We start from the raw sequence: 25,374 nt of genomic DNA, 5'->3' as shown, positions 1-25,374 counted from the left end.
CGTCGTAGCGGAGCGGGTCAAGGTGGAGCGCCGTTGACGCGCGAAGCGCTCGATGGCGACGACCTTGACGCGCGCAGCGGAGACGGCCACAATCGGGCGGCGGGAAAGGAGGGAACCCCACACCAATAAGGAACCCCAGCCCAAGAACCCCCCAGTACCCCAACCTCCACTGAGCCCAACCCCCTCTGCCCTATCCCCTCTGTGCCCTCATTGCTGCCAGCCGGGCACCCGCCTCAATGGTGCCCGTCGTGGTCCCCCTGGCCACCGTGGTCGTGCTCTGACTCGGATCCGGTCATCTCCTGGACCGGGACGTCCAGCTCGACCTCGGCACCGCTCGCGAAGGTGAGCTCCAGGGTGAACCCGTCCCCTACGGAGAGGGCTTCGGGGATGTCATTCACCATCACGTGGTAGCCGCCGTCCACGAAGGTGGTGGTTCCTCCGGCCGGGACCGGGACTTCGTCCACCCCGTGCATGGTCGCCGCTCCGGACTCGCTGGTCTCGGTGTTGTGGAGATCGGCGTCTCCGGAAACGCTGGTGCTCACTCCGGTGACGGCATCGTCCTCATGGGCGGTGTTGGTGACGGCGAGGTAAACGACGCCCACCTCGGGGTTGGCGGGTTCGGGCATCCACGCATCCTCGATCAGCAACTCGCCGACGTGCGCCTGCCCCCGCGTGTCAGCCTGCTCCGCCACCGCCTGTTCCACCGAAGCCCGTTCCGGATCATCCGGGCCTCCTCCGCAGGCCGCGGCGACCAGCGCCACGGGCACCGCCATCAGGGCCGCCCGTCCTCCTCCGGATCCGGCTCTATCCCGCCGATTGATCAACCTGGTCTGCATGTCCGCTGTCCCCTCCTACTCACGTGTTCACTGACAGCTGGTCCCCTGGCGCCTTCTCTCCGGCTTGTCGGGCCGCGGTCACCACAGCGTGTGACCCACGTGCGGCTCGTCCTCGCGGACCGGGGGGACCGCGAACACGGCGCTCCCCTCGTGACGGACATAGGTGTTGAGCGCGTCCGCACCCTCGTCGAGCTGGTGCTGCACGGCAGTGAAGGCAGTCCGCGGATCGGCCTGCCATGCGGTGAACAGCAGCCCAGCCTCCCGCCGCCCGTCGGACCCCCAGCCGAGGTCGTAGTTGAACCCCCGCCGCAGCATGCGCGCGCCGAGGGTGCGCTCCGGGCTGGCGAGCCGGATGTGCGCATTGGCCGGGATGACCGGCTCACCGTCAGCCCCCCGCTCGGACAGACCCGGGAGGTCGTGCTCGTGCTCGCCACCCAGGGGCGCACCGTCCGACAGCCGTCGGCCCACCACCCGCTCCCGCTCCCCCGGCTCCAAGTCGAACCAGTCGTCCAGGAGCATCCGGATGCGGCGCACCACCACGTAGGTCCCGCCGTCCATCCAGGACGCACCGCCCTCCGGGTGGGCGGCCTGGACCTGGGGCCCGAACTGCGCTTCGGCGGGATCGGGATTGACCGTGCCGTCGATCTGCCCCATGAGGTTGCGCGGGGTCGCCGACGGATCCGTTGCGGTGGCCGCGGCCCGTTGGAACCCGGGGAGCGACCACCGCACCACGGCGTGTTCACGGACCCGGCCGACCAGGTGTTCCACGGCCGAACTCACCACGAGAGGGTCCTCCGCGCCCACGTGCAGCATGAGGTCACCACCGCACAGGGCGGGGTCGAGCCGGTCCGCCGCGAACTCGGGGAGTTTCTCCATCGGTTCCGGGCGCCGCTCCCCCAGCCCGGCCCGGTCGAGGAGCCCCGCCCCCAGCCCCAGGGTGACCCCCAGCGAAGCCGGGTGCAGCCCTTGGGAGGGCGCACCGTCCATCATCCCGGCCAACCCGTGTTCGTGCAGGTCCCGTACCTGATCGCTCCACTCAGCCAGGACCAGTCGGGCCGCCTCGGACACCTCGTCGGGGTCGTCGGCCCGCAGGTCCACCGCCACCACGTGGACGTGGGCCGGGGTGGGGGCCAGGACCGCGGGCGGTCGCCCGTCCGACGGCCCGCCCGTGGACAGGGTCAGGTCCCAGGCCGGGTCCTGCTCCTCCGCCCGCCCCCGCACCGCGCCGGCGCCAGCCCCGATCAGTCCTCCGGCGGCCAGCCCGGCCCCGGCCGTACCGAGCCCGGTGAGCAGTCCGCGCCGGGACACCCCTGGTCCGCGCCCCGCGGCGCTCACAGCAGTTCCTCTCGCAGGGCAGGTAGCAGTGCCGCGATCTCGTCTGCCTCCACCCCGTCGTCGATCAACCCCGCCGCCTCACCGCCGGGGGTCAGGACGACGATCCGCTCCCCGTGCGTCACCAGGTAGTCCCCTTCGGTCTCCTCGGGTGCGTCGATGGGGATGCCGTAGTCCTGCGCGGCCGCCACGGTCTCGTCGATGTCGCCGCGCACGCCCTCGAATTCCGGGTCGAACCGGTCCAGCCAAGTCCGGAGCTGTTCGTCGGTGTCCCGCGCGGGGTCGCTGCTCACCATCACCACGTCGAACCCGTCCGCGGCCTCCCCGGCCTGTTCCAGGCCCACGTTGATCTCGGCCATGGTCATGGGGCACACGTCGGGGCAGCTCGTGTAGCCGAAGAACAGCAGGGTGAGTCGGTCCTCCGCGACGTCGGTGAAGCTCCACGGCTCACCGTCAACCGTCGCCAGCTCGATCTGGGACGCGGCCATCGGCTGGTCCGACAGGTCCATGTAGTACTCGGTGTCGGCCGGGTCCGGACCGGCCCCGGTGCAGGCGGTGACGGCGAACAACACGGCCGCGGCCCCCGCCAGAACGGGCCCGTAGCGCCGCTGATCTCTCATTCTCGTACTCCTCGTGGGTTCGTGTCGGGTTCGTGTCCAGTGCCTCTTCACACGGCCTCCTCCAACAGGCGGACCAGGTCGCGACGGCCGCGCGCGACCCGCGAGCGGACCGTGCCGACCGGTACTCCGGTGATCGCCGCGGCTTCGGCGTAGGGCACACGCTGGACCTGGGTCAGGACGAAGGCGGCGCGCCGGTCCTCCGGCAGCCGCTCCACCAGGGAGACCAGGGCGAGGTACTCGTCGAAGCTCCCTGGGGAAGCGCAGCCCGGACCGAGCGCCCGCTCCCAGTCGTCGACCGGGACCGAACGGGGCGTGCGCTCCTGCCTGCGGTAGAGGTCGGCGACGGTGTGGCGGGCCACGGACAGCAGCCACGCCCGTACCGGCGCCCGACCGGTGTAGCGGGGCAGTCCGCGCATGGCGCGCGAGAAGGTCTCTTGGGTCAGGTCCTCCACCCGCCCGGGGGCGACGCGGCGCGCAATGTAACGGGCCACGTCATCCCGGGTGAGCGAGAACAGGGTGTTCATCGCCCCCGGCGCGCCCGCTCCGGCGCGTAGCGCCAGGCGGACGAGCTCGGGGTGTTCGTCACGGGTCATACCGACCGTGCTTTCTGTCACAGCCCACGCGGCGGCCCGACCGCGTCTGGGCAGCCGAAAGCCACGGGGAATTCTGAGCAGACGGCGCCAAGGCAGGGCGCAGGGCACCGCGGGATCGCCGGAAACGGCCTGGGGGAGAGCGGGTCAGGCCGCGAGAACGGGCGGCGGTCCCCGCAGAACACGCGTGTGGCGCAGGTAGGGCCGACGCGTCCGGGTGCGCTCGTCGTTGGTGGCAAACCTCGGGGCCAGCGCCTCGCGGGCGACCGGGACCACCCCGACCACCAAGAGGAGCGGGACCAGCACGAGCGCCATGAACTCCAGGAACGCGAAGAGGGCGTTCTCCCCCAGATGCAGCCACCAAGCGCTGACCAGGGCCATCACCACGTGCATGCCGATCATCGCCCAGGCGGGCATGGGGTCGGAGTTCAGAACGGCGTCGGTGTGCTCAGCGTGTCCGGCGCCGATCCCCTGGGTGTAGCTGAAGGCCACGTGCAGGGCGAACTGGCCCCAGAGCATCCACGCGGCGACCATCCCGGGTCCCTGTCGGCGGCTCGACGCCGCCCACGCCATCGCGAACACGACGACCATGCCCAGCAGGAGACCGGGGAGGGGGACGTCGTGCCCCGAACTCACGGCGTGGCCGATCGCGGACAGGCTCGCGCACACCAGGGTGAACACCCCGGCGCGCAGCGGTCGGCACTGTTCGCTTTCGGACATCGTCCCCACATCGTCGCACCTCCCGTCGCGGATGCGGCACAGGGGTCGGGACCCCATGTGCGCACCCGTGGGGAGGTGACGTGGCGGTTTCGACTATGCTCTTTGGAGCCCCCGGTGTGAGAACAGAGGTCGCCTGTGTCCGTCTCCCCGCTCGCCCTTCTGCACGAGTGGACTTCCCGTACCGACGGTGCTCCGCTCCGCGAGTTCCTCCAGGTCGGTACGGAGATCGATCTCCCCGCCCTGGAAGAGGGCGTGGTTCCCGCGGCCATGGAGCTCGGCGCCGCGGTCACGGTGCTCGGAGCGGCCTCGCAGGGGGCCGCCCCCGCCGGTGTCCAGCGCCCGGGCCAGGTCTACGCCCTGGTGGAGCGCTCCTCCCCTGACCTGCTCCCCGAGCTGGCCCTGCTGGTGGGTGACGAGCACGTCGCGGCCGCCTTCGGCGGTGGGGCGCCCGGCACCCGGAACCGTTCCTGGACGGTGCTGCACGGTGGCCCCGAGGGGGTTCCGTGGGCGCTCGCCGAACTGGGTGTGTGGCTTCGGAGCTGCTCCACCGCGGTCTCGCTGCCGACCGCCATGGCCGAGCGCCTGTCCGAGGTCGCCGAACGCCTGGAGGACTTGCTCCTGACCACCCCGGTGGAGACCGAGTCCCGGGTGGTGCACAACCTGGACACGCCCCTGGTCAGCCAGCTGCCCGAAGGTCCGGTGGACCAACTCACCCTGCACGCTCCGCTGCGGGGCCACCACCCGGAGGCGCTGCGCGCCCTGGTGGATCGGCTCTCACCCGCCCGCGTCGTTTTGGGCGTCCCCGGCTCTTGGCCGGAGGAGGACGGTGAGGACGCCGTCCGCTCCCTTGCCGCGGCCGGGATCGAGGCGCGGGCCCGTCCCGTCGCCGAGGGGTTCCCCAAACACGGCGGTCTCGTCGAGTGGACCGTGCGCGACCAGCACCAGGCACTGACCTGCGGTGCCAACCTGAACTCACTCACCCGTCCCGCCACACCACAAACTAGCCTGGAGCTGGGTCTGATTCTTCCAACCACCGAGTCACCCTCACCCGATTCCCTATCGCCTTCCCCTGGGGAGGACGGCTACCTGTCCCAGGTCGCCGAGGAACTGGAGCCCTCGGGCTGGAGTCTGGAGTACGACTCCGGCCTGCACCGGGTGCACGGCAACTTCACCAACCCGATCCCGGTCGCCGCCCAGGTCGCCGAACTCCTGGAAAAGCACGTCGAGCACGTGTACGTCCACGCGGAGGGACCCAAGGGGTGGGCCCTCCTCGTCTGGAACCGACCGCTGATGCTGCTCGCCTCCGCCCCCAGGGGCAGCGCCTGGCGCCTGTACCGCGTCGACCCGCCCGCCACACCGTCCTCCCGGCTGGGCGGCAGCGAGGGCGTGTCCCGGGTCGGCCTGCTGCGGACCAGCGCCCCGCTGCACCGCGCTCCGCACCGAGACGTGATCGCCTTCCTCGCCACCCTGGACACCGACTACATCACCTTGCTTGAGCAGGTGGGATTCCTCAACAAACCGCTCTGATTTCCGGTGCCGCTGAGCACTGGCCAGCGGGTGGCGCGCTAGGGTCGGTCCCCATGCGGATTCTCGTGCTGGGCGGTACCTCGTTCGTCGGTCGCGCCATCGTTGACGACGCTCTACGGGAGGGGCACGAGGTCACCCTCTTCAACCGGGGCCGGACCAACGCGGACCTCTTCCCCCGCACGAAGCGGCTCCTGGGCGACCGGGAGGAGGGCGACTACACCGCCCTGGAGGAGGGCACCTGGGACGCAGCCGTGGATGTCAGCGGGTTCGTGCCACGCCACGTACGCCAGGCCGCGGACACCCTCGATGTCCGGGTCGGGCGCTATCTCTTCGTGTCCAGCAACGCGGCGTACGCGCCGGGGGTCGGCCCCGGCGCGGACGAGTCGGCCCCGCTGCGGTCGCCGGAGTGGACCACCGAGGAGGTCGGACGCGACACCTACGGTCCGCTGAAGGTGGCCTGCGAGCAGGAGGCGGCCTCCCGGTACGGAGACCGCGCCACGGTCGTGCGGCCCGGGATGCTCGCCGGTCCGTACGACAACGTCAACCAGTTCACCTACTGGGTGCGGCGGGCCGCCCGGGGCGGCAAGATCGTCCTGCCCGGTGACCCCGGCCAGCCGGTCCAGCTACTGGACGCGCGCGACCTGGCCCGGCTGGTGGTGCGGCTGCTGGCGGACGGCCGCGGCGGCACGTTCAACGCCATGGGCCCGGTCGAACCCCTCACCCTGAGCGAGATGGTGCGGACCTGCGCGCGGGCGGCTGGGAGCGACGTCGAACTCGTCCTCGTGCCGCCCGAGGCCATCATGGCCACTTTTCCGCTCGTGCGGTCTGATCGGGTGTGGGAGCAGTCCTTCCAACGCGACTTCACCCGGGCCCAGGAGGCGGGGTTGCCCGCGACCCCGCTGGTGACCACCGCCGCCGACGTGCTGGCCTGGGACCGCGAACGGGGTGAACCCCCGCTGGCCGTCGGTCCCACTCCCGAGGTGGAGCGCACCCTGCTCTCCTACGTCCAGGGCTAGGGCGAGCGCAGGTACGGTCGGCGGCTCAGCGCCTTCTCCCGCCGCCACCGCCGCCACCGCGGCCGGAGACGCGTCCTCCGCCGCTGCTGCCGCCACTGCTCGCCCGGGACCGCCGGATCCGCCGGTTGACGGTGCTGTTCCACCGGGTCCGGAAGCCGTGGTCACGGCAGTAGGGGCGGAGGTTGGGAACCCTCTCGTTCAGGGTCGCCACCGTGTCATCCGGCAGACCCAGCGCGATACCCAGGAGCGGATCCAACCCGTCGGGCTTCTTCCGTTTCCGGGACAGCTGAGCGCGCACGTGGTCACCGTAGGGGGTGCGCTGTTCGGGGACGAGCAGGATCCCTGCCGCGACCGGAAGCATCATGACGCTCACCACCTCCAGACCGGCCAGGCGCAGCCCGGTGACCTCGTTGAAGCCCACCCCGACGATGAGGGCGAGGATCAGGAAGGCCGCGCACAGGACCATGATCGGGTGCCAGATCCACGGTTTGACGGCCAGGCCGAGCTGCGCGGCCTCACGGTAGAGCGCCCGTTCGACCCTGCGGACCCGGCCCCGGGTCATGAACCGGCCCATCCACTTCAGGTTGATCTCGCTGTTGAGGCCGAACATCCCCGCTGCCAGCGCCCGTTCGGAGGGGGTGAGCGCAACGTTGGAGTTGTGCCGGACGAAGATCCAGTCCTTGTTCCCGCCGTTTCCACTGGGCTCGGAGGTGAGGTGCCCCTTCTCCTCCAGGCTCACCATGAGGGCCAGGGTGTGCTCGGCACGCAGCTTCTTCTTGTGGAAGAGGAACCCCGCGACGGCGGGCGGCAGGTCGGGCAACCCCTTGGTAAACCCCTTGCGGATCCGGGCCCTGCGCTTCTTCTTCCATGCCCGGACATAGCTGGTCAGGAAGTAGGTCGCCGTGAGGGCGGCGGCCAGGCCGAGCACACCGGCCAGGGTGATCCAGCGCGGCAGCGGGGCCACGGCGTGGCTGGTGTCGGGGGGCTCGACCGTGCCTGCCTCGAGGTACACGATCGCGCTGAGCGGTGCGCCGCGGTCCAAGCTGCCCTGCCGGAACTCGGCGGCGGTGTCGTCGTGACTGCTCTCCTCGCAGGCGACGTCCTCGCTCTCGGTGTTGCCGTCCTCGTCGCGCACTCTCTCCTCGAAGTAGCACTCCGTGTCCACGACCCAGGGGGCCTCCACCGAGGCGGTCACGTCGTCCACCGGTACGCCCCACTCGCCACCGACGAAGTCCCAGTACAGTTCGGGGCCGAACTCCCCGTCGGTGAGCGCGCCGTGGACGGTGTAGGAGATCTCGTAGGTCTGCTCACCCGTGACCGGGGCGTCCTCGTCGCCGATGTCCATGGAGAGCACGCGGCGCCACTCCCGCTGGTCCTCGATGTCGGCCGGGGCTCCGCTGGGGCTGGTGACCTCCAGGCCGCTGATCTCCCAGGTGCGGTGGCGTAGGAAACCAGCGCTCTCGCTGAGGGGGATCTCGCGGAACAGGCCGGGGCTGGGGGCGTCACCGAAGTCGTAGGTGACGGTCTCGGTGAAGTCCACGGTGCCGTCGGGGTGGACCAGCGCCTCGGTGTCGTAGGCGGTGATGCGGTCGTCGTTGCCCACCGGGCCGCAGGCGGTCAGGGCCAGCGCGACGACGACGAGCAGGAGAGCACGGGGGATGTGGGACAACGAGGGGCCTCGGTGGGGATCGGGGGCACGAGTCAGCGCAAAGCCTAACCCCGGTCACGCCCTCCACCGCGGGTTCCGCGCAGCCACCGGCCGGTTGTGGCCAGGGGCCGACTGTCCCGGAGCGAGGTCAGCCGCGAGCGCAACCCGGGAAACAGGCGGCGGGCCCCGTTCCCGTCCGCGGCCTCTTCGGACCCGCTCGGCGCGTCGGGGTGGCCGCTCCCGGCACGGCTGACCTCGGCCACCCGGTCGTGCAGACGTTCCCTGACTTGATCCGGGGTGTAGGCGCGGCGCTGCCGCTCGGCCCGCGCCACCGCCACTCCGGTGGCCGCGACACCCACGAATGCTGCCGCCCCTAAGGCTTTCCACCACTTCATGCTCATAGGCTAGCCCTGTGGAAGACACGAGCATGTCCCTGGACGATGCGGTCGACTTGACGCGGACCGGTGACGTCTGGGTGTTCCGCGGCACGAGTGTGCCGGACCGGGCCATCCAGCTCACCACCAACAGCCCGGTCAACCACGTCGGAATGTCCCTTGTACTCGACGACCTCCCTCCCCTGATGTGGCATGCCGAGCTCGGCAGGTCCCTCGTGGACATGTGGACCGGCACCCACCAGCGCGGGGTCCAGCTGCACGACCTGCGCGACGCCGTCCTGGTATGGGGTCGCCGCTACGGGCAGAAGGGCTGGCTGCGCCAACTGGACCCGTTGGCCTCGCGCGAGATGGAGGACGCTGCCCTGCGGATGGTGGCCCGGTTGAACGGCACCCCGTTCCCGTCCACCGCCCAGTTGGCCGGCCGGTGGGCGCTGGGCCGGATGCCGTTCGGGCGCCGGGAACGCGAACGCCGGTTGGAGAGCGCCTACTGCGCCGAGGTCATGGCGCTGACGTACGAGGAGATGGGTGTGCTCCCCAAGGGGCGGCGCCCCGGCTACTACGACCCCGGCCGGTTCTGGAGCGGCGACTCCCTGGAGCTCGAGGCCGGTTTCAGTCTGGGCGGAGAGATCCGGGTCGATCTACCCGAGTAGGAACGGGACGGACGGGGAAGCGCCCGGATGTGCCGCCTGCGGCGGTGAAGGGGGATGAATGGCAGAGCCAACACTGGGCGACGACATGGTCGCCGAGTCGGACCTGGTGGTGCGCCGGGGAACGTTCCGCTGTGTGGCCTTCCGCGACCCGGTCGACCATGCGGAGCACCTCGCCTTGGTACTGGGCGGGATCGGTGACGGCGAGGGGGTCCTGGTCCGGGTGCACTCGGAGTGCGTCACCGGGGACGTCTTCGGCGCGTTGCGCTGCGAGTGCGGCGACCAGCTCAACGCCGCGCTGGACACGATCATGGACGCGGGCCGCGGTGTCCTGGTGTACCTGCGCGGCCACGAGGGCCGCGGGATCGGGCTGGTGGACAAGGTGCGCACCCAGCTCCTCCAGGACGAGCAGGGGCTGGACACCGTGGACTCCGCGACGTCCCTGGGGCTTCCCGTGGACGTGCGGGACTACGGACCGGCGGCGCGGGTACTGCGGCACCGGGGTGTGCGTTCGGTGCGGCTGCTGTCCAACAACCCGGAGAAGGCGCGGGCGTTGGAGGAGCACGGAGTGAAGGTTGCCGCGCGGGTACCGCTGCTGGTGACCGCACATGAGCGCAACATCCGCTACCTGACCGCCAAACGCGACCGGTTGGGCCACGACCTGCCCCACCTGAACGGCGACGGGCCAGGGCACGGCCGTGGCTGAACCGACCGTCTGGCAGGTGGGATCCGCGGTACTCGGCCAGGTGGCGCTGCTGGCCCTGTTGACGGTACTGGCCGGTCTGGGCCCGTTGGGGTGGTCCGTGGGTCTGGCCTACGTCCTGGTGGTGACCGTTCTCCTGCTGCTGGCCATGCGCCGCTACGGGAGATGGCCGTTGGGCCCGGCCGACTTGGTGACGCTGGTGCGTGTCGGCCTGATCGGCGCGGTGACGGCACTGGTGGTCGACGGTGGGCCGGCCTGGGCCGTGGTGGGCGTGGCGGCGGTCGCCCTCATCCTGGACTGGGTGGACGGGCTGGTGGCGCGCGGTACGCGAACCGAGTCGGACTTCGGTGCGCGGTTCGACATGGAGGCCGACGCGTTCCTCATCCTGACGCTGAGCGTGTTCGTGTCCCTGGATCTGGGACCTTGGGTGCTGGTGATCGGCGCTATGCGGTACCTCTTCGCGGTCGCCGCACGGCTGGCACCGTGGTTGCGGGGACCGCTGCCGCCGAGTCTGGCGCGCAAGGCGGTGGCCGCGGCGCAGGGGATCGTGCTGGCGGTGGCCGCATCAGGTGTGCTCCCATGGCAGGTTGCCGCTGGGGCGGTCGCGTGCGCGCTGGCCGCCCTGCTGTGGTCGTTCGGACGTGACGTGGTGGGACTGTGGCGGGCGCGGGCCCTTCGGGCCGACTCCGCCGGGAAGAGGTGAGTGTGGGAAGAACGGCACGGGCGTTCTGGGTGCGTTCGCCGGGCGTGGGCGAGGTGCGGGAAGTCGACCTTCCCGAACCGGGCACTGAGGAGGTCCTGGTGCGGAGCCTGTACTCGGGGATCAGCCGGGGCACGGAGACGCTGGTGTTCGGCGGCGGGGTGCCGCTCAACCAGTACGAGGTGATGCGGTCCCCCTTCCAGGAGGGCGACTTCCCGGGGCCGCTGAAGTACGGCTACCTGAACGTCGGGCTGGTCGAGGAGGGGCCGGAGCGGCTACTGGGGCGCACGGTGTTCACGCTGTACCCGCACCAGACGCGTTTCGTGGTGCCCGCCTCGGCTGTGTCGCTGGTACCCGAAGGCGTTCCGGCGGGACGGGCGGTGCTGGCCGGAACGGTGGAGACCGCGGTGAACGCCCTGTGGGACGCCGCCCCTCTGGTGGGTGACCGGGTGGCGGTGGTCGGCGGGGGCATGGTCGGCTGCTGCGTGGCCCGCCTGCTCTCCCGGATCCCGGGCGCACGGGTCCAACTGGTGGACGTCGACCCGGGCCGGCTGGAGACCGCCGAACGGCTGGGAGTGGGTTTCGCCCGCCCCGAGGACGCCGAGGAAGGCTGCGACCTGGTCTTCCACACCAGTGCCACGGAGGCGGGCCTGCTCCGTTCGTTGGAATTGCTCCACCCGGAGGGTGAGGTCGTGGAGCTGAGCTGGTACGGCGACCGGCAGGTGATCCTGCCCCTGGGTGAGGACTTCCACTCGCACCGGCTGGCCGTCCGGGCCAGCCAGGTCGGCATGATCTCGCCCGCCCGGCGGTCCCGCTATAACCACTCCGAGCGCTTGGGGCTGGCGATGCGCCTCCTCGACGACCCGGCCTTCGACGCCCTGCTGACCGGTGAGAGCGGTTTCGAGGAGCTGCCGTCCGTGCTGCCGGACCTGGCGGACGGGAGCCTCCCGGCGCTGTGCCACCGGATCGCCTACGACGCACCCTGAGCACGCCGAGTACGCCCGAACACGACAACCCCGGGGAGTTTCCATGTTCAGTGTCACCGTCCGGGACCACCTCATGGTCGCGCACAGTTTCCGGGGCGAGGTCTTCGGACCGGCCCAGGCCCTGCACGGGGCGACGTTCGTGGTGGACCTGACCCTGCGCCGCCCCGAACTGGACACCGACAACATCGTGGTGGACATCGGTGCGGCCACCCGGGAGCTCGGCACGGTGGTGGCCGGGCTCAACTACCGCAACCTGGACGAGGCACCGGAGTTCGCGGGCGTGAACACGTCCACCGAGTTCCTCGCCAAGGTGGTCGCCGACCGGATGGCGGACCGGATCGCCGCGGGGGCGCTGGGACCGCACGCCGACGGCCTGACCTCGATCTCGGCGACCCTGCACGAGTCACACGTGGCCTGGGCCGCCTACGAGCGGGAGCTGTGACGGTTCGGTTCGTCGTCCCCCGGACGGACGTGCCCAGCGGCGGCAACACCTACGACCGGCGGATCGCGGAGGAGCTGTCCCGCGCGGGGCGGGCCACGCGGACGGTCGCGGTGGCGGGCGACTGGCCCCGTCCGGGGCCGCTCGCGTTGGACGAGCTCTCCCGCGCCCTGGACGAGGCCCCCGACGGCTCATCCGTGCTGGTGGACGGACTGGTGGCGTGCGGGGCACCCGAGGTACTGGCCCCTCGGGCACAGCGGCTGCGGCTGGCGGTGCTCGTGCACCTGCCACTGGCCGACGAGACCGGGCTGGCGGAGAGCGCGGCGCGGGACCTGGACACACGGGAACGGGCGGTGCTGGGAAGCGGCGTGACCGTGGTGGCCACCAGTGCGTGGGCGGCGCGTCGGCTGGCCGCGCACCACGGCCTGACCCAGGTGGCAGTGGTGGAGCCGGGGGTCGATCCGGCGCCGCCGGCGCGCGGGAGTGGTTTCGAGGGCGCGGACGCCGGTGTTCCCCGGCTCGTGTGTGTGGCCTCCTTGACCCCGCGCAAGGGCCATGACCTGCTATTCCGCGCACTGTCAGGGCTGCGGGACCTGGATTGGGCGTGCGTGTGCGCCGGGCCCGGTACCCCTCCCCCGTACCCGGGTCTGGCGGACCGGATCCGGTTCACCGGCCCTGTGGTGGGCGCGGAGCTGGCGGGGGTGTACGACTCCGCCGACCTGCTGGTGCTGGCCTCGCGCGCGGAGACCTACGGCATGGTCGTCACCGAGGCGCTGGCCCGGGGTGTGCCGGTGGTGGCCTCCGGGGTGGGCGGGGTCCCCGCGGCCTTGGGGCGCACCGCGGACGGGCGGGTACCGGGGCTGCTGGTACCGCCGGAGGACTCGGAAGCGTTGGCCTCCGCGCTGCGCGGATGGCTCAGCGAACCGCGTCTGCGGGAGGAGTTGCGCGGTGCGGCCCGGCAGCGCCGCGAGGAGCTGACGGGGTGGCCGGAGGCCGCACGCGCGCTCGCCCAGGCACTCGGGCTCTAGCCCTGTTTCTTGGGTCATTCCGCGCGCCTGGTGTGGCGCGCTTCTCCCCCTGACCGCCTCGCCTCGCCCTACCTCCGATGTTATCGTGCACGGAGTGCAAAAATTCGTTCCCTGTATTTTTGCTCCCGCAGCAGGCTTTCCGCTCCTGCACGTTCTTCTCCAGAGGTCAGCCCTTGAGTACTCCTCCGCCCCAGGACGCGGCGCGCCCTCCGGTCCTGCGCAGCCTGAGCGGGCTGCTGATCGTCCTCGGCGTGACGATGCTCAGCGGCACGATCGTCTCGGTCGCCCTGCCCCAGATCGTCGGCTCCCTCCAGGGGACCCAGTCGCAGTACACCTGGGTGGTGACCGCGACCCTCCTGGCGTCGACGGCCTCCACCCCGATCTGGGGCAAGCTCGCCGACCTCTTCCCCAAGAAGCGGCTGCTCCAGATCTCCATCGTGCTGTTCATCGTGGCCTCGCTCCTGTGCGGGTTCGCGCAGACCACAGGACAGCTCATCGCCTTCCGCGCCGTGCAGGGACTGGGCATGGGCGCCTCCCAGGTCCTGGTCCAGGCGACCATCGCCGCCCTGGTCAGCCCCAAGGAGCGGGGCCGCTACAACGGCCTGATCGGCGCCATCATGGCCGTGGCCACCGTCGGGGGCCCGCTCATCGGGGGCGCCCTCACCGACATCTCCTGGCTGGGCTGGCGCTGGTGCTTCTTCATCGGTGTGCCGTTCATGCTGGTCGCACTGGTCGTGCTCACCCGCACCCTGAACCTGGCGGAGGAGGGCCGCGAGGACGTGCGCATCGACTACGTCGGGGCCACGCTCATCGCCGCTGGCGTCAGCACGCTCCTGCTGTGGGTGACCTTCGTCGGGGGAAGCTTCGCCTGGATCTCGTGGCAGTCCGGCGCCATGGTCGTCGGCGGACTCGTACTCCTCGCGCTGGCCGTGTGGGTGGAGGCGCGGGTGGCCGAGCCGGTCATCCCGCTGCGGCTGATCGTCCGCAAGGAAGCCGCGATCGCGATCGTGGCGAGCGTCGCGGTCGGCATGGCGATGTTCGGCGGGGCGGTCTTCCTCGGCCAGTACTTCCAGCTGGCCCGCGGCTACTCGCCGACCGCGGCGGGGCTGCTGACCACACCGCTCATGCTCGGCATGATGGCCTCCTCAACCGTCTCGGGCTGGATGGTGTCGCGCTCGGGTCGGGTCAAGCCCTACGTCGTCACCGGACTGGTGTCGCTGACCCTCGGCTTCCTGGTGCTGTCCACCATCGACGAGAACACCTCACTGCTCGTGGTGTCCCTCGGCATGTTCGCGGTCGGCGCCGGTGTGGGCATGTCGATGCAGAACCTGGTCCTGGTCGTACAGAACTCGGTACCGCTGCGCGAACTCGGCGCGGCCAGCGGGGCGATCACGTTCTTCCGCTCCCTGGGCGGCACCATCGGGGTGTCCGTGCTCGGCGCGATCCTGGCGAGCCGCGTGAGCACCAATATCTCGGACAGTGTGGCCGCCTCAGGCGCCGACATCCCCGCCGGAGGGGCCGACGGCAGCACCCTGGACCTGGCGGGCATGCCGCCCTTCCTGCGCGAAATCGTCGAGAGCGCCTACGGTTCCTCCACCGGCGACATCTTCCTGGTCGCCACCGGCATCGCGCTGGCCGGTCTGGTGGTGGTGTGCTTCCTGCCGAAGGTCCAGCTGCGCGACACCATCGATCTGGCCGAACCGGAGGACCCCGACCAACCGGCCTCCGAGCGGGAAGCCCTGGGAACACAGGGATCCGGGTTGCGCGCGGAGGGCGGAACCCAGCACAATTCGGGTGCTGTCCCGCCCGGATCCCCCCGATCCCCCCACCCCTGAGAGGTCCCATGACGGACGCCCCCGACGACGCCGCCATCGACACGACCGTCGCGCACACAGCGCGCGTCTGGAACTACTGGTTGGGCGGAAAGGACAACTACCCCGTCGACCGAGCAGTGGGAGACCAGGTCAAAGACCTGTTTCCCCAGGTCGCGGAGGTCGCCCAGGGAGACCGGCTCTTCCTGCGCCGCTGCGTCAGCCACCTGGTACGGGAAGAGGGCATCACCCAGTTCCTCGACATCGGAACCGGGCTACCCACCGCCAACAACACCCACGAGGTGGCCCAGGCGCTCAACCCCGAGACCCAGGTGGTCTACGTCGACAACGACCCGCTGGTGCTGGCCCACGCGAGGGCCCTGCTCAACGGAACGGACGCGGGCAAGACACAGTTCGTGGGCTCGGACCTGCGCGACGTCGAGAAGGTCCTGGCGGCCGCCAAGGAGACCCTGGACCTGGACCGGCCGGTCGGCCTGACCCTGATGGGCACCATGGGCCACTTCGAGATCGAGGAGGCGCTCCGCCTGGTACGCGCCTATGTCGACCGGTTGGCCCCGGGCAGCTTCTTCGCGGTGTGCGACGGTGTGATGGCCCATATGGAGGTCGATGACGCCGAGCGCGCCGCCGAGGGCATGCGTATCTGGGAGGAGCAGGTCGCCCAGAAGTACCACATGCGCACCGTGGCGGAGTTCGAGCGGTTCTTCGAGGGATTCGAACTGGTCGACCCCGGTGTGGTCTCCGTCTTCCGCTGGCGCCCCGAGCCCGCCGAGGTGGGAACGGTCCGGGACGTCCCCCAGTACGCGGGCCTGGCTAAGAAGGCCTGACCCGGGAGCTCACCGCAGGGCCGGTGCCCCAAATACGTGCACCGGCCCGTAAGAGGTGGCTGGCTAGAGCCAGACCAGTTCGGCCCGCAGCCTGCGCGCGATGCGTTCCGGCTCGCCACCGTTGAAGATCGACTGGTCCAGGATGTTGTAGACGACAGTCGCGCCGTCGGGCAGCTCCATCCCCCAGGCGAACGCCTGCCGATGTGTTCGCCCCGGGTCAATCGCAGCTCGAAGAACTCGGCCCCGGGGTCGTCGTGGTACACAGAGGTAGTGCCGTTGGTGTGGTCCTCGTCCATCGTGGATCTCCCTTCGGTCGTACTGCCTGGGGCGGCGAGCGCCAACTCAGGACGCCCCGGGCAGTGGCTTTTCTCGGTTACCGAGCGGGCCGGGCGAACTCGCCCTTGTGTGCTCCGTCCAGGAAGCACTCCCACTCTTGGGAGGTGAAGAACAGCGCACCGCCCTCCGGATCCCGCGAGTTGCGCACGGCAGTTCCTTCAGCCAGATGCGCCACCTCCACACAGCCCTGAGCGGTCTCGCTCGCTTGGGCCTTGAACCAACGGACTCCGGTGAGATCGGGAACAGCGGTCATTCGGTCACGTCCTTCGCGATGTCATCAACGAGTGCCTCCACGTCTTCAGGGGCGAGAGCGGAGGCACTCATCAGAGAGAACCTCTCCCGGAATTCTTCCACCAGTGGCTGCTTCTGGAGAAAGAGGTTCCCTGCGGGCGACTCGATATAGACGTGGTCGAGGTCTTCGGGATTGGAGAACTCGATGAGCGTGAACGAGCCGATCAGCCCGATGTGGGGGCCTCGTGAGAAGGGCATGATCTGTACGGTGATGTTGGGATGGCTCGCCATCTCGACGAGGTGGGCACACTGCTCCCGCATGACTTCGGGACCACCGATCGGCCGACGCAGAGCCGCTTCATCGACGATGGTCCACAGCCTTAAGGGCTTGTCACGCTCCAGCACGCGACGGCGCTGCATCTTCAACGCCACCAGGCGGTCGATGTCCTCCTGCCCCATCAGCGAGCGGGCGGGCAGTGTCGCACTGACCACCGCCCGTGTGTAGCTCTCCGTGGCGATCAGGGAGTGGATGACATTGGGGTGGTACGTGCGCAGCCGGTCAGCCTCGGCCTCCAGACCGACATAGCTGCCGAGCCCGGAGGGAAGGACGTCGTCGTAGTCGTCCCACCAGTTGTCCTCGGCGGTCACCTTGGACATGGCCGCGAACCGCTCGCGCTGCTCAGCGTCACAGACCCCGTAAAGGTCCATGAGCCGGTTGAGTTCGCTGGGCTTCACCACACGCTTGCCAGTCTCGATCCGGCTGAGTGTGGCTTCAGAGAGCCCAGCTTCCCGAGCTACCTGGGCGTTGGTCAGCTCGCTCTGCTCACGCTGCCTGCGCAGATCGATCCCCAGGCGGCGGCGTCCCACAGTCGCGTCTCCCATGCCCCACCTCCCTTGTGAGCAAGAGATTAGACGGCTCACCAGGGTCTTTCAATAGCTTTCAAGAAAGTGCCATAATTGTCCGAGAATGTCGCTTAGAGGCTCTGTCGCACGCTGCTGCAACGGCTCCGGAAGCGATGACGGCGGGGAGAGGGTCGGGGGCGCGGAGTCTGTCCAACACCCACACACCTGACCCCTGGTTCCGGCCGCACAGAGCGGCGCAGCAGCACCGACCGGAATCTCCTTGCCCCCTGACCGGGAAACCCGCCGGTCAGCGGGTAGGTGTCTCCGCAAGCACAGAAAACACTCCTAGCGCAGGGGCGAAGCACAAGCTAATCTTCGCGGATCCCCCAACAGAGCAGTGGTCGCACTGTCAGGCTGAAGACGGCAGCATCGTCCCCTGGCGGCCGCACTCCACTGGGAGGAGATCCGTTGAGTTCACTGTCCGGGAACCCCGCTCCGGAATTCGCGCCTGACTGGCTGGCGCTGCGCGAGGAGGCCGACACCGACGCCCGGGCCACCGCACCGCTGGACCCGCTCCGGATCCACCTGGCCGCCCGGGGCGCGGGGCCGGGTGCGCGGACGGTCCAGATCGCCGACCTCGGGTGCGGCACCGGCTCCCAGGGGCGTTGGCTGGCCCCGAAGCTGTCCGGGTCCCAGCAGTGGATCCTGTACGACATCGACTCCGCGCTGCTATCCATGGCGGGGGCCTACACCCCCGCGCGGTCAGCGGACGACTCCCCGGTGACGGCACGGATGTGCCTGCGGAATCTGGGCTCGATCACCGCCGACGACCTCGAGGGGGTGGACCTGGCGACCGGGTCCGCCCTGTTGGACCTGCTCACCCGGGACGAGTTGGCTGCCGTGGCCGCGGCCGTGACCGAGGCCAGCTGCGCGGCCCTGTTCACCCTGTCCGTAGTGGGGCGGGTCGAGCTCTTCCCCAGCGACCCGGCCGACGCGGCTGTCACCCGTGCTTTCAACGAACACCAGCGACGTGACGACCGACTGGGACCGGACGGGGTCGCGGCGGCGGAAGAGGTGTTCGCGGGACTCGGAGCGCGCACCCTGACCTTTCCCAGCCCTTGGCGGTTGTGCCCCGAGCGTGTCCCGCTGACCCTCGCGTGGCTGCGCGGGTGGGTCGCGGCCGCCCAGGAGCAGGATCCGGACTCTGTCCCGAACGGGTACCTGGAGCGTCGGCTCGGCATGTGCGAAGAGGGAGTGCTGGGCGTGGTCGTGCACCACACCGACCTGCTCGCGCTTCCCGGGGAGGACCCTGGCAGGTCATGAGAGGTACCGCGTGGCTGCGCCCGCTGATCGGGTTGGCCGTACTGGCCGGAGTGCTGTGGTGGTACCCGGTGGAGGCCGTCACCGACGCCTTCGTGTCGGTCGACGGCCGCGCGGTGGCGGCCGCCTTGGGGATCGGTCTGGCCACGACCGTGCTGTGCGCGGCCCGGTGGGTGCTGGTGGCACGCGGGGTCGGGCTGCGTCTGCCCTGGGTGCGTGCGGTGGGCGACTACTACCGCTCGGTCTTCCTCAACGCCGTCCTTCCCGCCGGGTTCCTGGGTGACGTGCACCGGGCTTTCAGCCACGGGCGCTACGCGGGCGACGTGGCCCGGGGTGTGCGCGCAGTGGTGCTGGAGAGGATGGCCGGACAGGTGGTGCTCGCCCTGACCGGTGCGGCCTTGCTGTTCACCCTGCCCGCGGCGCTTCTGGGTCCGGGCCTGCTCGCGGTCACGGCGTCGCTCGCCGTGCTGGTCGTGGTGGTCCTGGTGGTGGCGGTCGGCTGGGCAGTGGGGCGGCAGCGCGGTGCGCGCTGGTGGCGGGCGCTGTCGGCGACGGTGGCCGACACCCGGGCCGGCCTGTTCACGGCGGAGACCGGCCCGGGGGTCCTACTGCTCTCGGCGGCCGCATTGGGCGGACACGTGACGCTGTTCCTCGTGGCGGCACGGGCGGCGGGGGTCACCGCGCCCGTGCTGGCCCTGCTGCCGCTGTTGGTGCTGGCACTGGTGGCCATGAGCATCCCGGCGAACGTGGGCGGCTGGGGTCCGCGTGAGGCGGTGACGGCCCTGGCTTTCGGGGTGGCAGGTCTGGGGTCTGAGGCTGGTCTGACCGCGTCCGTGGTGTACGGACTCCTCGCCCTGGTCGCCGCGCTACCCGGAAGCCTCGTCCTGGTGTGGCGGCTACTGCGGGTCGAGCACCGCAAGGTACCCGGCGAAAGCCTTGACCAGGAACGCCAGGAGGTCGCGGCCCTCCGCCGCGGTGGCGCGTGAGGGTTGGCCCACGACCCCGGAACGGGTGTAGCGGGCCAGGCCGCTGGTGAGCATGTGGTCGCGCCGGTCGGCCAGGTGGTCTGCCTCCCCGTAGCCGGGACGGACGAGGTCGGGACGTACGTGCAGCAGCACGGAGGTCTCCAGTTCGCCCGCGTGCATGTCGCGGTCGTTGGTGGTGTTCATCCCCGACGCCTTGCGGGCGGCCTCCCAGTCGTGTGGTCCGGGGAAGAGCGCCATGTCACCACGGGAGGCCTGGACGAGGTTGGCCAGGACGTGGTTTCCTCCGTGGCCGTTCACCAGGACCAGCTTCCGGGTGCCCGCCCGGCGCAGGGAGTCGGCGATGTCGGAGGCCATCGCGTACAGGGTGGGTGCCGAGACGCTGACCGTGCCGGGCCAGGCCTCGTGCTCGTGGGAGCAGCCGAAGGTGATCGGCGGCAGCACCCGTGTCGAGGGGTGGGCGTCGGCGAGGGCGTGGGCCAGCGCTGAGGCGACGACGGTGTCCGTGGTCAGCGGCAGGTGCGGGCCGTGCTGTTCGAGGCTGCCCACGGGCAGCAGGGCCACCCGGGCGGCGCGTTCGCGTTCGTCCGCGCTGGTAGTGGTCGGCAGGGGATCGGTGAAGTCCATGGGTGCCATTTTTCCCGATGCTCCCCCTTCTGACGAACGCCCTGGTACCGGTTGCCGTATGGCTGGCACTCAAAAAGGGAATGACTGGAATCGCCACCTTTACGTCGTAGATTTCTCTTCGCCGATAAAGCGCGGACCCGATACCCCGCCCCTGACCCCACGTTCACCCGCTGGCATCACGGCCTCCGATGTGTCCTCAGACACGGGGCTCCAGGGAGGAGCGCAGTGCGTGACGAAGCGCACGTTGGCGGTTCTGCCAGGCGCAAATCCGGGCGAGACGGGACGTTCCGTCACCTAAGCTTGCTAGGTGGTGCTTCTCCGGCAGAAAACCGCTTTCCTCCGGCTCTGCCGGGCCGGAATACTGCCATGAGCAGCCGGGTTGGTCCTGTTTCGGGACCAAACGGTCCCGCTCCGGCCACCGCAGCCACCACTCCCCCACGACCCAGGCCACTCTCAATCGCGCAAGGAAGTACGTGACCAGGCAATCCACCGCAACACCCACGGACGAGGCCGGACCGGCCGGGGGCGCCGACCCGCGCGCCAGCCGCCTCGTCATCCCACTACTCCTGGTCTCGGCCTTCGTGGTCATCCTGAACGAGACGATCATGGGTGTGGCCCTGCCTGCACTCAACCGTGACCTGGGCATCTCCGTCTCCACCGGCCAGTGGCTGACCTCGGCCTTCATGCTGGTGATGGCCGTGGTCATCCCGGTGACCGGCTTCCTGCTGCAGAGGTTCCACCTGCGCCAGGTATTCATCACCGCGATGAGCCTGTTCAGCCTCGGCACCCTGATCTGCTTCCTGGCGCCGAACTTCGCGGTCCTGCTGACCGGCCGGATCGTGCAGGCCTCGGGCACCGCAATCATGATGCCGCTGCTCATGACGACCGTCCTGAACCTCATCCCGGCCGACCGCCGGGGACGGGTCATGGGCAACATCTCCGTCGTCATCGCCGTGGCGCCCGCCATCGGCCCGACCCTGTCCGGCTTGGTCCTGAGCGTCCTGGACTGGCGCTGGCTGTTCGGGCTCGTCCTGCCGATCGCCCTCCTCGGGCTGGCGCTGGGCACGGCCTTCATCCGCAACGTGACCGAGCCACGCGCCGCCAGGATCGACGTGCTCTCCGTGATCGTGTCGGCCTTGGCCTTCGGCGGTCTCGTCTACGGCTTCTCCAGCCTGGGCAAGGCTGCCGACCCCGACGCGGCCATCCCGCCGTGGGCGGCGATCGTCGTGGGCGCCGTGGCGCTCGTGTTCTTCGTGTGGCGCCAGATCCGGCTCCAGCGCGAGGACCGGGCTCTTCTCGACCTGCGGGTGTTCTCGTCCAAGCAGTTCTCGATCTCGATCACCTTGGTCCTCACCAGCTTCATGTCGCTGTTCGGCCTGGTCATCCTGCTGCCGCTGTACATGCAGAACATCCTCGGCTACGACACCCTCGTGACGGGGCTGACCCTGCTTCCCGGCGGTCTACTGATGGGGCTCCTGGCTCCGTTCGTGGGCCGCTTGTACGACCGGTTCGGGCCAAGGCCCCTGGTCACACCGGGCGCCACCCTCGTGGCCGCGGTGATGTGGTCGATGTCCCTCTTCGGCACGGAGACCCCGGTGTGGCACATCGTGGCCGCGCACATGGTGCTCAGCGCCGGTCTGGGTCTGATGTTCACCCCGCTGCTCACCGGCGCCCTGGGATCACTGCGCTCCGAGCTGTACTCGCACGGCAGCGCCGTGGTCGGCACCGTGCAGCAGGTGGCCGGGGCCGCGGGCACCGCGGCGTTCGTCGCGGTGATGTCCGCTACCGCGGCGAGTCGCATGACCGAGGGCGTCGAAGCCGTCGCCGCGGAGATGGGCGGCATCCAGGTCGCCTTCTCCGTAGGTGCGATGGTCGCGACCGTAGGGTTCTTCGCGACCTTTTTCGTCCGGAAGTCGACGCCCCCGGAGGGTGCACCGACGAACGCACCCGCCGTGCACTAGGGCACGAAGAAGCCGTGCGACGGAAACAGGGAGTGGGCGGTGCCTTCCGGTCCCGAGCCCACCCCACCGGGTGGCCCGCGCTCGGCTACGGGGCCACCGCGGCCCCGACCGGCGGGCGCCTGGTCGCCCGCCAGCCGGGCACCAGCGAGGCCAGCAGGGTCAACGTGACCGCGAAGCCCACCACGCCGACGTAGATCAGCGGTGACCCGGTCGGATAGAGGGTGTCGGCACGACCGATGGTGTAGGCCACGAGTGTCACGACCGCGGAGATCGTGCCGAGCACCACGCCGATCACCGCTACCAGGAGTCCCTCGACGGCCAGCATCCGTAGCACCTGTCCTCGCGTGGACCCGGTGAGCCGTTGCAGAGCGAACTCGCGGCTGCGTGCGTTCGTGCTGGAGGCCAGCGCGTTCACGCCCGAAATCGCGCTGTAGCCGACGATCATGGCGACGATCGCGTAAATGGCGAAGAACTCGACGTCGTGCCCCCAGGCCAGCTCGGCGACCATCGCCTCGCTGTCGACCACCGTCAACCCGTCCTCTCCGGCGAGCTGCTCCCGGATGTCGGCCACCATTCGTCCGGCACTGGAACTGCCGTCACCGGCCACCAGCATCTCCGTGACACGGCCCTCCGTGGTGTGCGTGGCGAGCACATCAGCGGGCAGCAGCAGCGTGTCGTCGTCGGCCGCGGCGTCGAACAGGGCGACCACCTCGGCTTCGAGGACGGCGTTGTCACCCATCCGTACCGTGATCGGATCTCCCAGCCCCACCCCGACCTCTGCAGCGTTCCCTGCGTCCAGGGCCACGGCCGCGCCGTGCAGGTCATTCAGAGTGCCCTGGGTGACGGCTCCGGGGACAACCGCCTCAGCACCGTCCGCGGTCGCGCCCTCCAGGTGCCAGCCGGCCCAGCGGTCCGTCTCCTCCTCCCAGTTCTCCGGGTCGTCCCTCGGCTCCTCCAGGAACCCGGTGCTGTCGACGTACCCGGAAGCGGCGGCTACGCCCGGCAGCGCATCGACCCGCTCGACCAGCTCTGGATCGATGCCGTCGTCGGCCGTGATCAGCACCTCGGCGGTGAGGCCGTCGATGAACTCCTCCTGGGCGGCCTTCACCCCCGATAGGTGCCCGTACACCAACCCGGTGGCGATTCCGGTAAGCAGGATGACCGGCATCGCCACCGCGGCGGTGCGGTCGATCCCGGCCCGTACATTGAGCACCGCCAGCCGACCGGACTGGCCGGTCAACGCGCCCAGCGGCCGGAGCAGCTCGGCGAGCGGCCGGACCAGAACCGGGCTGAGCACCGCCAGCGCGATCGCCATCAGGACCATCGCCGGGGAGCCGGTGGTGGAGGCGTTGAGCCCCCTGAAAACGGTCATCGTCACCACCATCAGCGCGATGGCACCTGTCATCAGGGCCAGACTGAGGAGGACGCGCCACAGGCCGATGGGCCGACGCTCGGGCAGCCCGGAATCGGCCAGAGCCTCGGTGGGCCGGGTCTTGGCCGCCCTTGCCCCGGCGACCAGTGCACCGCCGATCGCCGCCAGCAGGGCCGAGCCGATCGCGATCGCCATCGGGATCCAGCCCATGCGGAACTCGATGCCCTCGATGATGATGCCGCTGCTGACCATCTGGTGGAGGAAGAGCTCCCCGAGCCACCGGCCGGGCAGGACCGCCAGCCCGGTGGCGAGGACGGACAGGATCACCGTCTCGCCGAGTACCAGCTTGCGCAGCTGGCCGGGCGTACTTCCGACCGCGCGCAGCAGGGCCAGCTCGCGGTGGCGCTGCTGGATCGAGAGCGCCAACATCGAGGCCACCCCGAATACCGCGATCATGATCGCCCACGAGCCGAACAAGCTGGGCAGCACGATCAGGCCATCCGCGGTGAACAGCACCTCGGGGTTTTCGGCGTACCCCCGCTCGTCACCGGTGAGCGTCACGGCGGTGTCGGGCAACGCGGCCTCGATGCGTTCACGGAGCTGGTCGACGCCGGTCCCGTTCTCGGCCACCACTGCGATGGCGTCGACGGTGCCCGTAGGTGCCGGGTGGTCGAAGACGTGGTCGGTGGTGTCCTGGACGCCGGGCAGTGCGGCGACGGTGTCCACCAATGCGGCGTCGACGCGTACCCGCTCGGTCAAGGTCTCCGTGTGGTGGAACTCGGGGACGTGGTGGCCCTGGTTGCCCGCGACGACGATGTCGGCACCGGTCAGCTGTTGAGGTGGCGCGTCCGCGCGGATACCGGACTCCATGAGTCCGCCGCAGGCCATGACGATGGCCGCGCCGAGGAACATCGTGAGGAAGGCCGCGACGAAGCCGCCCTTGCGGTGGCGCAGGGTCCGAAACGCGAGCCGGATCATCGCCGGCCACCCCCGATCGGCGCGGTCGCGGAGTCGTCGGCCCAGGCGCCCAGGTGAGTCATCCGCTCGGCCACGGCTTCGGCGGTCGGGGCGTGCAACTCGCCCGCAAGTCGGCCGTCGGCCAAGAACACGACCCGGTCGGCGTAGGCGGCGGCGACCGGGTCGTGTGTGACCATCACGATGGTCTGCCCGGCCGCTTGGACGGCCTCACGCAGCAGCCCCAGCAGGTTGCGGGCGGAGCGGGTGTCGAGAGCGCCCGTGGGTTCGTCGGCGAAGACGACGGCCGGTTCGGTGACCAGGGCGCGGGCGATGGCCACGCGCTGCTGCTGGTCCCCGGACAGCTCGGCCGGGCGGTGCCGTCCCCGTTCGGCGAGGCCGACCCGTTCCAGGATCTCGGCGACCCGGCCGGGTCCGGGACGGCGCCCGGCCAGCTCCAGGGGCAGCGCTACGTTCTGTTCCGCTGTCAGGGCCGGGAGCAGGTTGAACGCCTGGAAGACGAACCCGATGCGTTCGCGCCGCAGCATGGTCAGCTGCTTCTCGTTGAGGTCGCCGAGGTCTTGGCCGTCGAGGTGGACCGAGCCCGACGTGGTGCGGTCGAGTCCGGCCGCGCACTGCAGGAGGGTGCTCTTCCCGGAGCCCGACGGCCCCATGACCGCGGTGAACGTACCGCGGTGGAAACCGGTCCCCACCCCGTCGAGCGCGGCGACCGCGTTGTCGCGGCGGCCGTACACCTTGCGCACGTCGGTCAGCCGCACGACGGCCGCCTGATCGATTCCTGTCTCTGTCACTTCCCGTATCCCATCCGCTCGTTCCCCGTGTGCGACTGCCCTGGCCCAAGAGTTCGCGGGCCCTGGTCAGCAATCGCCGAACCGCTCGTGCG

General features: G+C 70.3%; 25 protein-coding genes. 13 read left to right on the top strand and 12 right to left on the bottom strand.

Going from position 1 to position 25,374, the window contains the following annotated elements; all coding sequences use genetic code 11:
• Positions 1-233 precede the first annotated feature (233 nt).
• From ACYVD1_RS19035 to ACYVD1_RS19015, 5 genes are all read right to left on the bottom strand, one after another.
• Positions 234-773 carry a copper chaperone PCu(A)C gene (locus ACYVD1_RS19035; RefSeq protein WP_460774457.1) on the bottom strand — a complete coding sequence of 180 codons (540 nt, stop codon included), beginning with the start codon at positions 771-773 and terminating at the stop codon, positions 234-236.
• A 141-nt stretch (positions 774-914) separates the two neighbouring features.
• Complete coding sequence (locus tag ACYVD1_RS19030) at positions 915-2,171, bottom strand: Dyp-type peroxidase (RefSeq protein ID WP_460774455.1); 1,257 nt, start codon at positions 2,169-2,171, stop codon at positions 915-917.
• The gene (locus ACYVD1_RS19025; RefSeq protein WP_460774452.1) at positions 2,168-2,788 is read right to left on the bottom strand and encodes an SCO family protein; all 621 of its coding nucleotides are present in this window, start codon (positions 2,786-2,788) and stop codon (positions 2,168-2,170) included. Before ACYVD1_RS19025 ends, ACYVD1_RS19030 begins: the two co-directional genes overlap by 4 nt.
• Before the next feature lie 47 nt (positions 2,789-2,835).
• Entirely contained in the window at positions 2,836-3,381 is a 546-nt protein-coding gene (locus tag ACYVD1_RS19020; protein ID WP_460774449.1) for a sigma-70 family RNA polymerase sigma factor, read from the bottom strand.
• A 144-nt stretch (positions 3,382-3,525) separates the two neighbouring features.
• Complete coding sequence (locus ACYVD1_RS19015) at positions 3,526-4,098, bottom strand: hypothetical protein (protein WP_460774446.1); 573 nt, start codon at positions 4,096-4,098, stop codon at positions 3,526-3,528.
• A 135-nt stretch (positions 4,099-4,233) separates the two neighbouring features.
• On the opposite strand from ACYVD1_RS19015, the gene ACYVD1_RS19010 reads away from it, so the two are divergent.
• Together ACYVD1_RS19010 and ACYVD1_RS19005 are read left to right on the top strand one after the other, a co-directional pair.
• Positions 4,234-5,625: a phospholipase D-like domain-containing protein gene (locus ACYVD1_RS19010; RefSeq protein WP_460774442.1), complete on the top strand. Its 1,392-nt coding sequence runs from the start codon at positions 4,234-4,236 to the stop codon at positions 5,623-5,625.
• A 53-nt stretch (positions 5,626-5,678) separates the two neighbouring features.
• A complete protein-coding gene (locus tag ACYVD1_RS19005) occupies positions 5,679-6,641 on the top strand; it encodes an SDR family oxidoreductase (RefSeq protein WP_460774439.1) in 963 nt (320 codons plus the stop codon).
• A 25-nt stretch (positions 6,642-6,666) separates the two neighbouring features.
• Here the strand turns inward: ACYVD1_RS19005 and ACYVD1_RS19000 are convergent, their stop codons facing one another.
• Together ACYVD1_RS19000 and ACYVD1_RS18995 are read right to left on the bottom strand one after the other, a co-directional pair.
• Entirely contained in the window at positions 6,667-8,310 is a 1,644-nt protein-coding gene (locus ACYVD1_RS19000) for a DUF2207 domain-containing protein (RefSeq protein ID WP_460774436.1), read from the bottom strand.
• A gap of 44 nt (positions 8,311-8,354) precedes the next feature.
• Positions 8,355-8,684, bottom strand: a complete 330-nt coding sequence (locus ACYVD1_RS18995) for a hypothetical protein (RefSeq protein ID WP_460774433.1) — start codon at positions 8,682-8,684, stop codon at positions 8,355-8,357.
• A gap of 32 nt (positions 8,685-8,716) precedes the next feature.
• Between ACYVD1_RS18995 and ACYVD1_RS18990 the strand changes: the two genes are divergently transcribed.
• From ACYVD1_RS18990 to ACYVD1_RS18955, 8 genes are all read left to right on the top strand, one after another.
• Positions 8,717-9,334 (top strand): hypothetical protein, encoded by a 618-nt coding sequence (locus tag ACYVD1_RS18990; RefSeq protein WP_460774465.1) that lies wholly within the window; start codon positions 8,717-8,719, stop codon positions 9,332-9,334.
• Between the two features lie 58 nt (positions 9,335-9,392).
• Complete coding sequence (locus ACYVD1_RS18985) at positions 9,393-10,037, top strand: GTP cyclohydrolase II (protein ID WP_460774431.1); 645 nt, start codon at positions 9,393-9,395, stop codon at positions 10,035-10,037.
• Positions 10,030-10,737: a CDP-alcohol phosphatidyltransferase family protein gene (locus ACYVD1_RS18980; RefSeq protein WP_460774428.1), complete on the top strand. Its 708-nt coding sequence runs from the start codon at positions 10,030-10,032 to the stop codon at positions 10,735-10,737. Before ACYVD1_RS18985 ends, ACYVD1_RS18980 begins: the two co-directional genes overlap by 8 nt.
• Before the next feature lie 2 nt (positions 10,738-10,739).
• Entirely contained in the window at positions 10,740-11,720 is a 981-nt protein-coding gene (locus ACYVD1_RS18975) for a zinc-dependent alcohol dehydrogenase (protein WP_460774425.1), read from the top strand.
• Positions 11,721-11,763: 43 nt separating this feature from the next.
• Positions 11,764-12,162: a 6-pyruvoyl trahydropterin synthase family protein gene (locus tag ACYVD1_RS18970; protein ID WP_460774422.1), complete on the top strand. Its 399-nt coding sequence runs from the start codon at positions 11,764-11,766 to the stop codon at positions 12,160-12,162.
• Positions 12,159-13,187, top strand: coding sequence for a glycosyltransferase family 4 protein (locus ACYVD1_RS18965; RefSeq protein WP_460774420.1), 1,029 nt, complete (start codon positions 12,159-12,161; stop codon positions 13,185-13,187). Before ACYVD1_RS18970 ends, ACYVD1_RS18965 begins: the two co-directional genes overlap by 4 nt.
• 215 nt (positions 13,188-13,402) lie before the next feature.
• Complete coding sequence (locus tag ACYVD1_RS18960) at positions 13,403-15,022, top strand: MDR family MFS transporter (protein ID WP_460774462.1); 1,620 nt, start codon at positions 13,403-13,405, stop codon at positions 15,020-15,022.
• Between the two features lie 8 nt (positions 15,023-15,030).
• Positions 15,031-15,843 carry an SAM-dependent methyltransferase gene (locus ACYVD1_RS18955; RefSeq protein ID WP_460774417.1) on the top strand — a complete coding sequence of 271 codons (813 nt, stop codon included), beginning with the start codon at positions 15,031-15,033 and terminating at the stop codon, positions 15,841-15,843.
• A 373-nt stretch (positions 15,844-16,216) separates the two neighbouring features.
• On the opposite strand, the gene ACYVD1_RS18950 is transcribed toward ACYVD1_RS18955, so the two are convergent.
• A complete protein-coding gene (locus tag ACYVD1_RS18950) occupies positions 16,217-16,432 on the bottom strand; it encodes a DUF397 domain-containing protein (RefSeq protein WP_460774414.1) in 216 nt (71 codons plus the stop codon).
• On the bottom strand, positions 16,429-17,292 hold the full coding sequence (locus tag ACYVD1_RS18945) for a helix-turn-helix domain-containing protein (protein ID WP_460774411.1): 864 nt from the start codon (positions 17,290-17,292) through the stop codon (positions 16,429-16,431). Before ACYVD1_RS18945 ends, ACYVD1_RS18950 begins: the two co-directional genes overlap by 4 nt.
• A 429-nt stretch (positions 17,293-17,721) precedes the next feature.
• Here ACYVD1_RS18945 and ACYVD1_RS18940 point away from each other — a divergent pair, with 429 nt between their 5' ends.
• Positions 17,722-18,576 (top strand): SAM-dependent methyltransferase, encoded by an 855-nt coding sequence (locus tag ACYVD1_RS18940; RefSeq protein WP_460774409.1) that lies wholly within the window; start codon positions 17,722-17,724, stop codon positions 18,574-18,576.
• A complete protein-coding gene (locus ACYVD1_RS18935) occupies positions 18,573-19,559 on the top strand; it encodes a lysylphosphatidylglycerol synthase transmembrane domain-containing protein (RefSeq protein ID WP_460774407.1) in 987 nt (328 codons plus the stop codon). Before ACYVD1_RS18940 ends, ACYVD1_RS18935 begins: the two co-directional genes overlap by 4 nt.
• Here ACYVD1_RS18935 and ACYVD1_RS18930 read toward each other — a convergent pair.
• Positions 19,470-20,183: a creatininase family protein gene (locus ACYVD1_RS18930; RefSeq protein ID WP_460774404.1), complete on the bottom strand. Its 714-nt coding sequence runs from the start codon at positions 20,181-20,183 to the stop codon at positions 19,470-19,472. The two genes, ACYVD1_RS18935 and ACYVD1_RS18930, sit on opposite strands and share 90 nt — an antisense overlap.
• Positions 20,184-20,656: 473 nt before the next feature.
• Here ACYVD1_RS18930 and ACYVD1_RS18925 point away from each other — a divergent pair, with 473 nt between their 5' ends.
• Positions 20,657-22,144: an MDR family MFS transporter gene (locus ACYVD1_RS18925; protein WP_460774402.1), complete on the top strand. Its 1,488-nt coding sequence runs from the start codon at positions 20,657-20,659 to the stop codon at positions 22,142-22,144.
• 85 nt (positions 22,145-22,229) lie between these two features.
• Here ACYVD1_RS18925 and ACYVD1_RS18920 read toward each other — a convergent pair whose 3' ends face one another.
• Both ACYVD1_RS18920 and ACYVD1_RS18915 read right to left on the bottom strand, forming a co-directional pair.
• On the bottom strand, positions 22,230-24,494 hold the full coding sequence (locus ACYVD1_RS18920; protein ID WP_460774400.1) for an FtsX-like permease family protein: 2,265 nt from the start codon (positions 24,492-24,494) through the stop codon (positions 22,230-22,232).
• Positions 24,491-25,282, bottom strand: a complete 792-nt coding sequence (locus tag ACYVD1_RS18915; RefSeq protein WP_460774398.1) for an ABC transporter ATP-binding protein — start codon at positions 25,280-25,282, stop codon at positions 24,491-24,493. The genes ACYVD1_RS18920 and ACYVD1_RS18915 overlap by 4 nt, the downstream gene beginning before the upstream one ends.
• Between the last annotated feature and the right edge of the window lie 92 nt (positions 25,283-25,374).

This window comes from Nocardiopsis nanhaiensis (assembly GCF_054778635.1).
Note: the sequence above shows the minus strand (reverse complement) of the source record. Positions and strands in the feature narration are given on the sequence as shown.

What these genes read in the sequence shown, in the direction of transcription:
- ACYVD1_RS19015 (WP_460774446.1), bottom strand. Translation starts at nt 4,098, where the DNA reads ATGTCCGAAAGCGAACAGTGCCGACCGCTGCGCGCCGGGGTGTTCACC.
- ACYVD1_RS18920 (WP_460774400.1), bottom strand. Translation starts at nt 24,494, where the DNA reads ATGATCCGGCTCGCGTTTCGGACCCTGCGCCACCGCAAGGGCGGCTTC.
- ACYVD1_RS19020 (WP_460774449.1), bottom strand. Translation starts at nt 3,381, where the DNA reads ATGACCCGTGACGAACACCCCGAGCTCGTCCGCCTGGCGCTACGCGCC.
- ACYVD1_RS18930 (WP_460774404.1), bottom strand. Translation starts at nt 20,183, where the DNA reads ATGGACTTCACCGATCCCCTGCCGACCACTACCAGCGCGGACGAACGC.
- ACYVD1_RS19005 (WP_460774439.1), top strand. Translation starts at nt 5,679, where the DNA reads ATGCGGATTCTCGTGCTGGGCGGTACCTCGTTCGTCGGTCGCGCCATC.
- ACYVD1_RS18955 (WP_460774417.1), top strand. Translation starts at nt 15,031, where the DNA reads ATGACGGACGCCCCCGACGACGCCGCCATCGACACGACCGTCGCGCAC.
- ACYVD1_RS18950 (WP_460774414.1), bottom strand. Translation starts at nt 16,432, where the DNA reads ATGACCGCTGTTCCCGATCTCACCGGAGTCCGTTGGTTCAAGGCCCAA.
- ACYVD1_RS19035 (WP_460774457.1), bottom strand. Translation starts at nt 773, where the DNA reads ATGGCGGTGCCCGTGGCGCTGGTCGCCGCGGCCTGCGGAGGAGGCCCG.
- ACYVD1_RS18990 (WP_460774465.1), top strand. Translation starts at nt 8,717, where the DNA reads ATGTCCCTGGACGATGCGGTCGACTTGACGCGGACCGGTGACGTCTGG.
- ACYVD1_RS18995 (WP_460774433.1), bottom strand. Translation starts at nt 8,684, where the DNA reads ATGAAGTGGTGGAAAGCCTTAGGGGCGGCAGCATTCGTGGGTGTCGCG.
- ACYVD1_RS18985 (WP_460774431.1), top strand. Translation starts at nt 9,393, where the DNA reads ATGGCAGAGCCAACACTGGGCGACGACATGGTCGCCGAGTCGGACCTG.
- ACYVD1_RS18935 (WP_460774407.1), top strand. Translation starts at nt 18,573, where the DNA reads ATGAGAGGTACCGCGTGGCTGCGCCCGCTGATCGGGTTGGCCGTACTG.
- ACYVD1_RS18945 (WP_460774411.1), bottom strand. Translation starts at nt 17,292, where the DNA reads ATGGGAGACGCGACTGTGGGACGCCGCCGCCTGGGGATCGATCTGCGC.
- ACYVD1_RS18970 (WP_460774422.1), top strand. Translation starts at nt 11,764, where the DNA reads ATGTTCAGTGTCACCGTCCGGGACCACCTCATGGTCGCGCACAGTTTC.
- ACYVD1_RS19025 (WP_460774452.1), bottom strand. Translation starts at nt 2,788, where the DNA reads ATGAGAGATCAGCGGCGCTACGGGCCCGTTCTGGCGGGGGCCGCGGCC.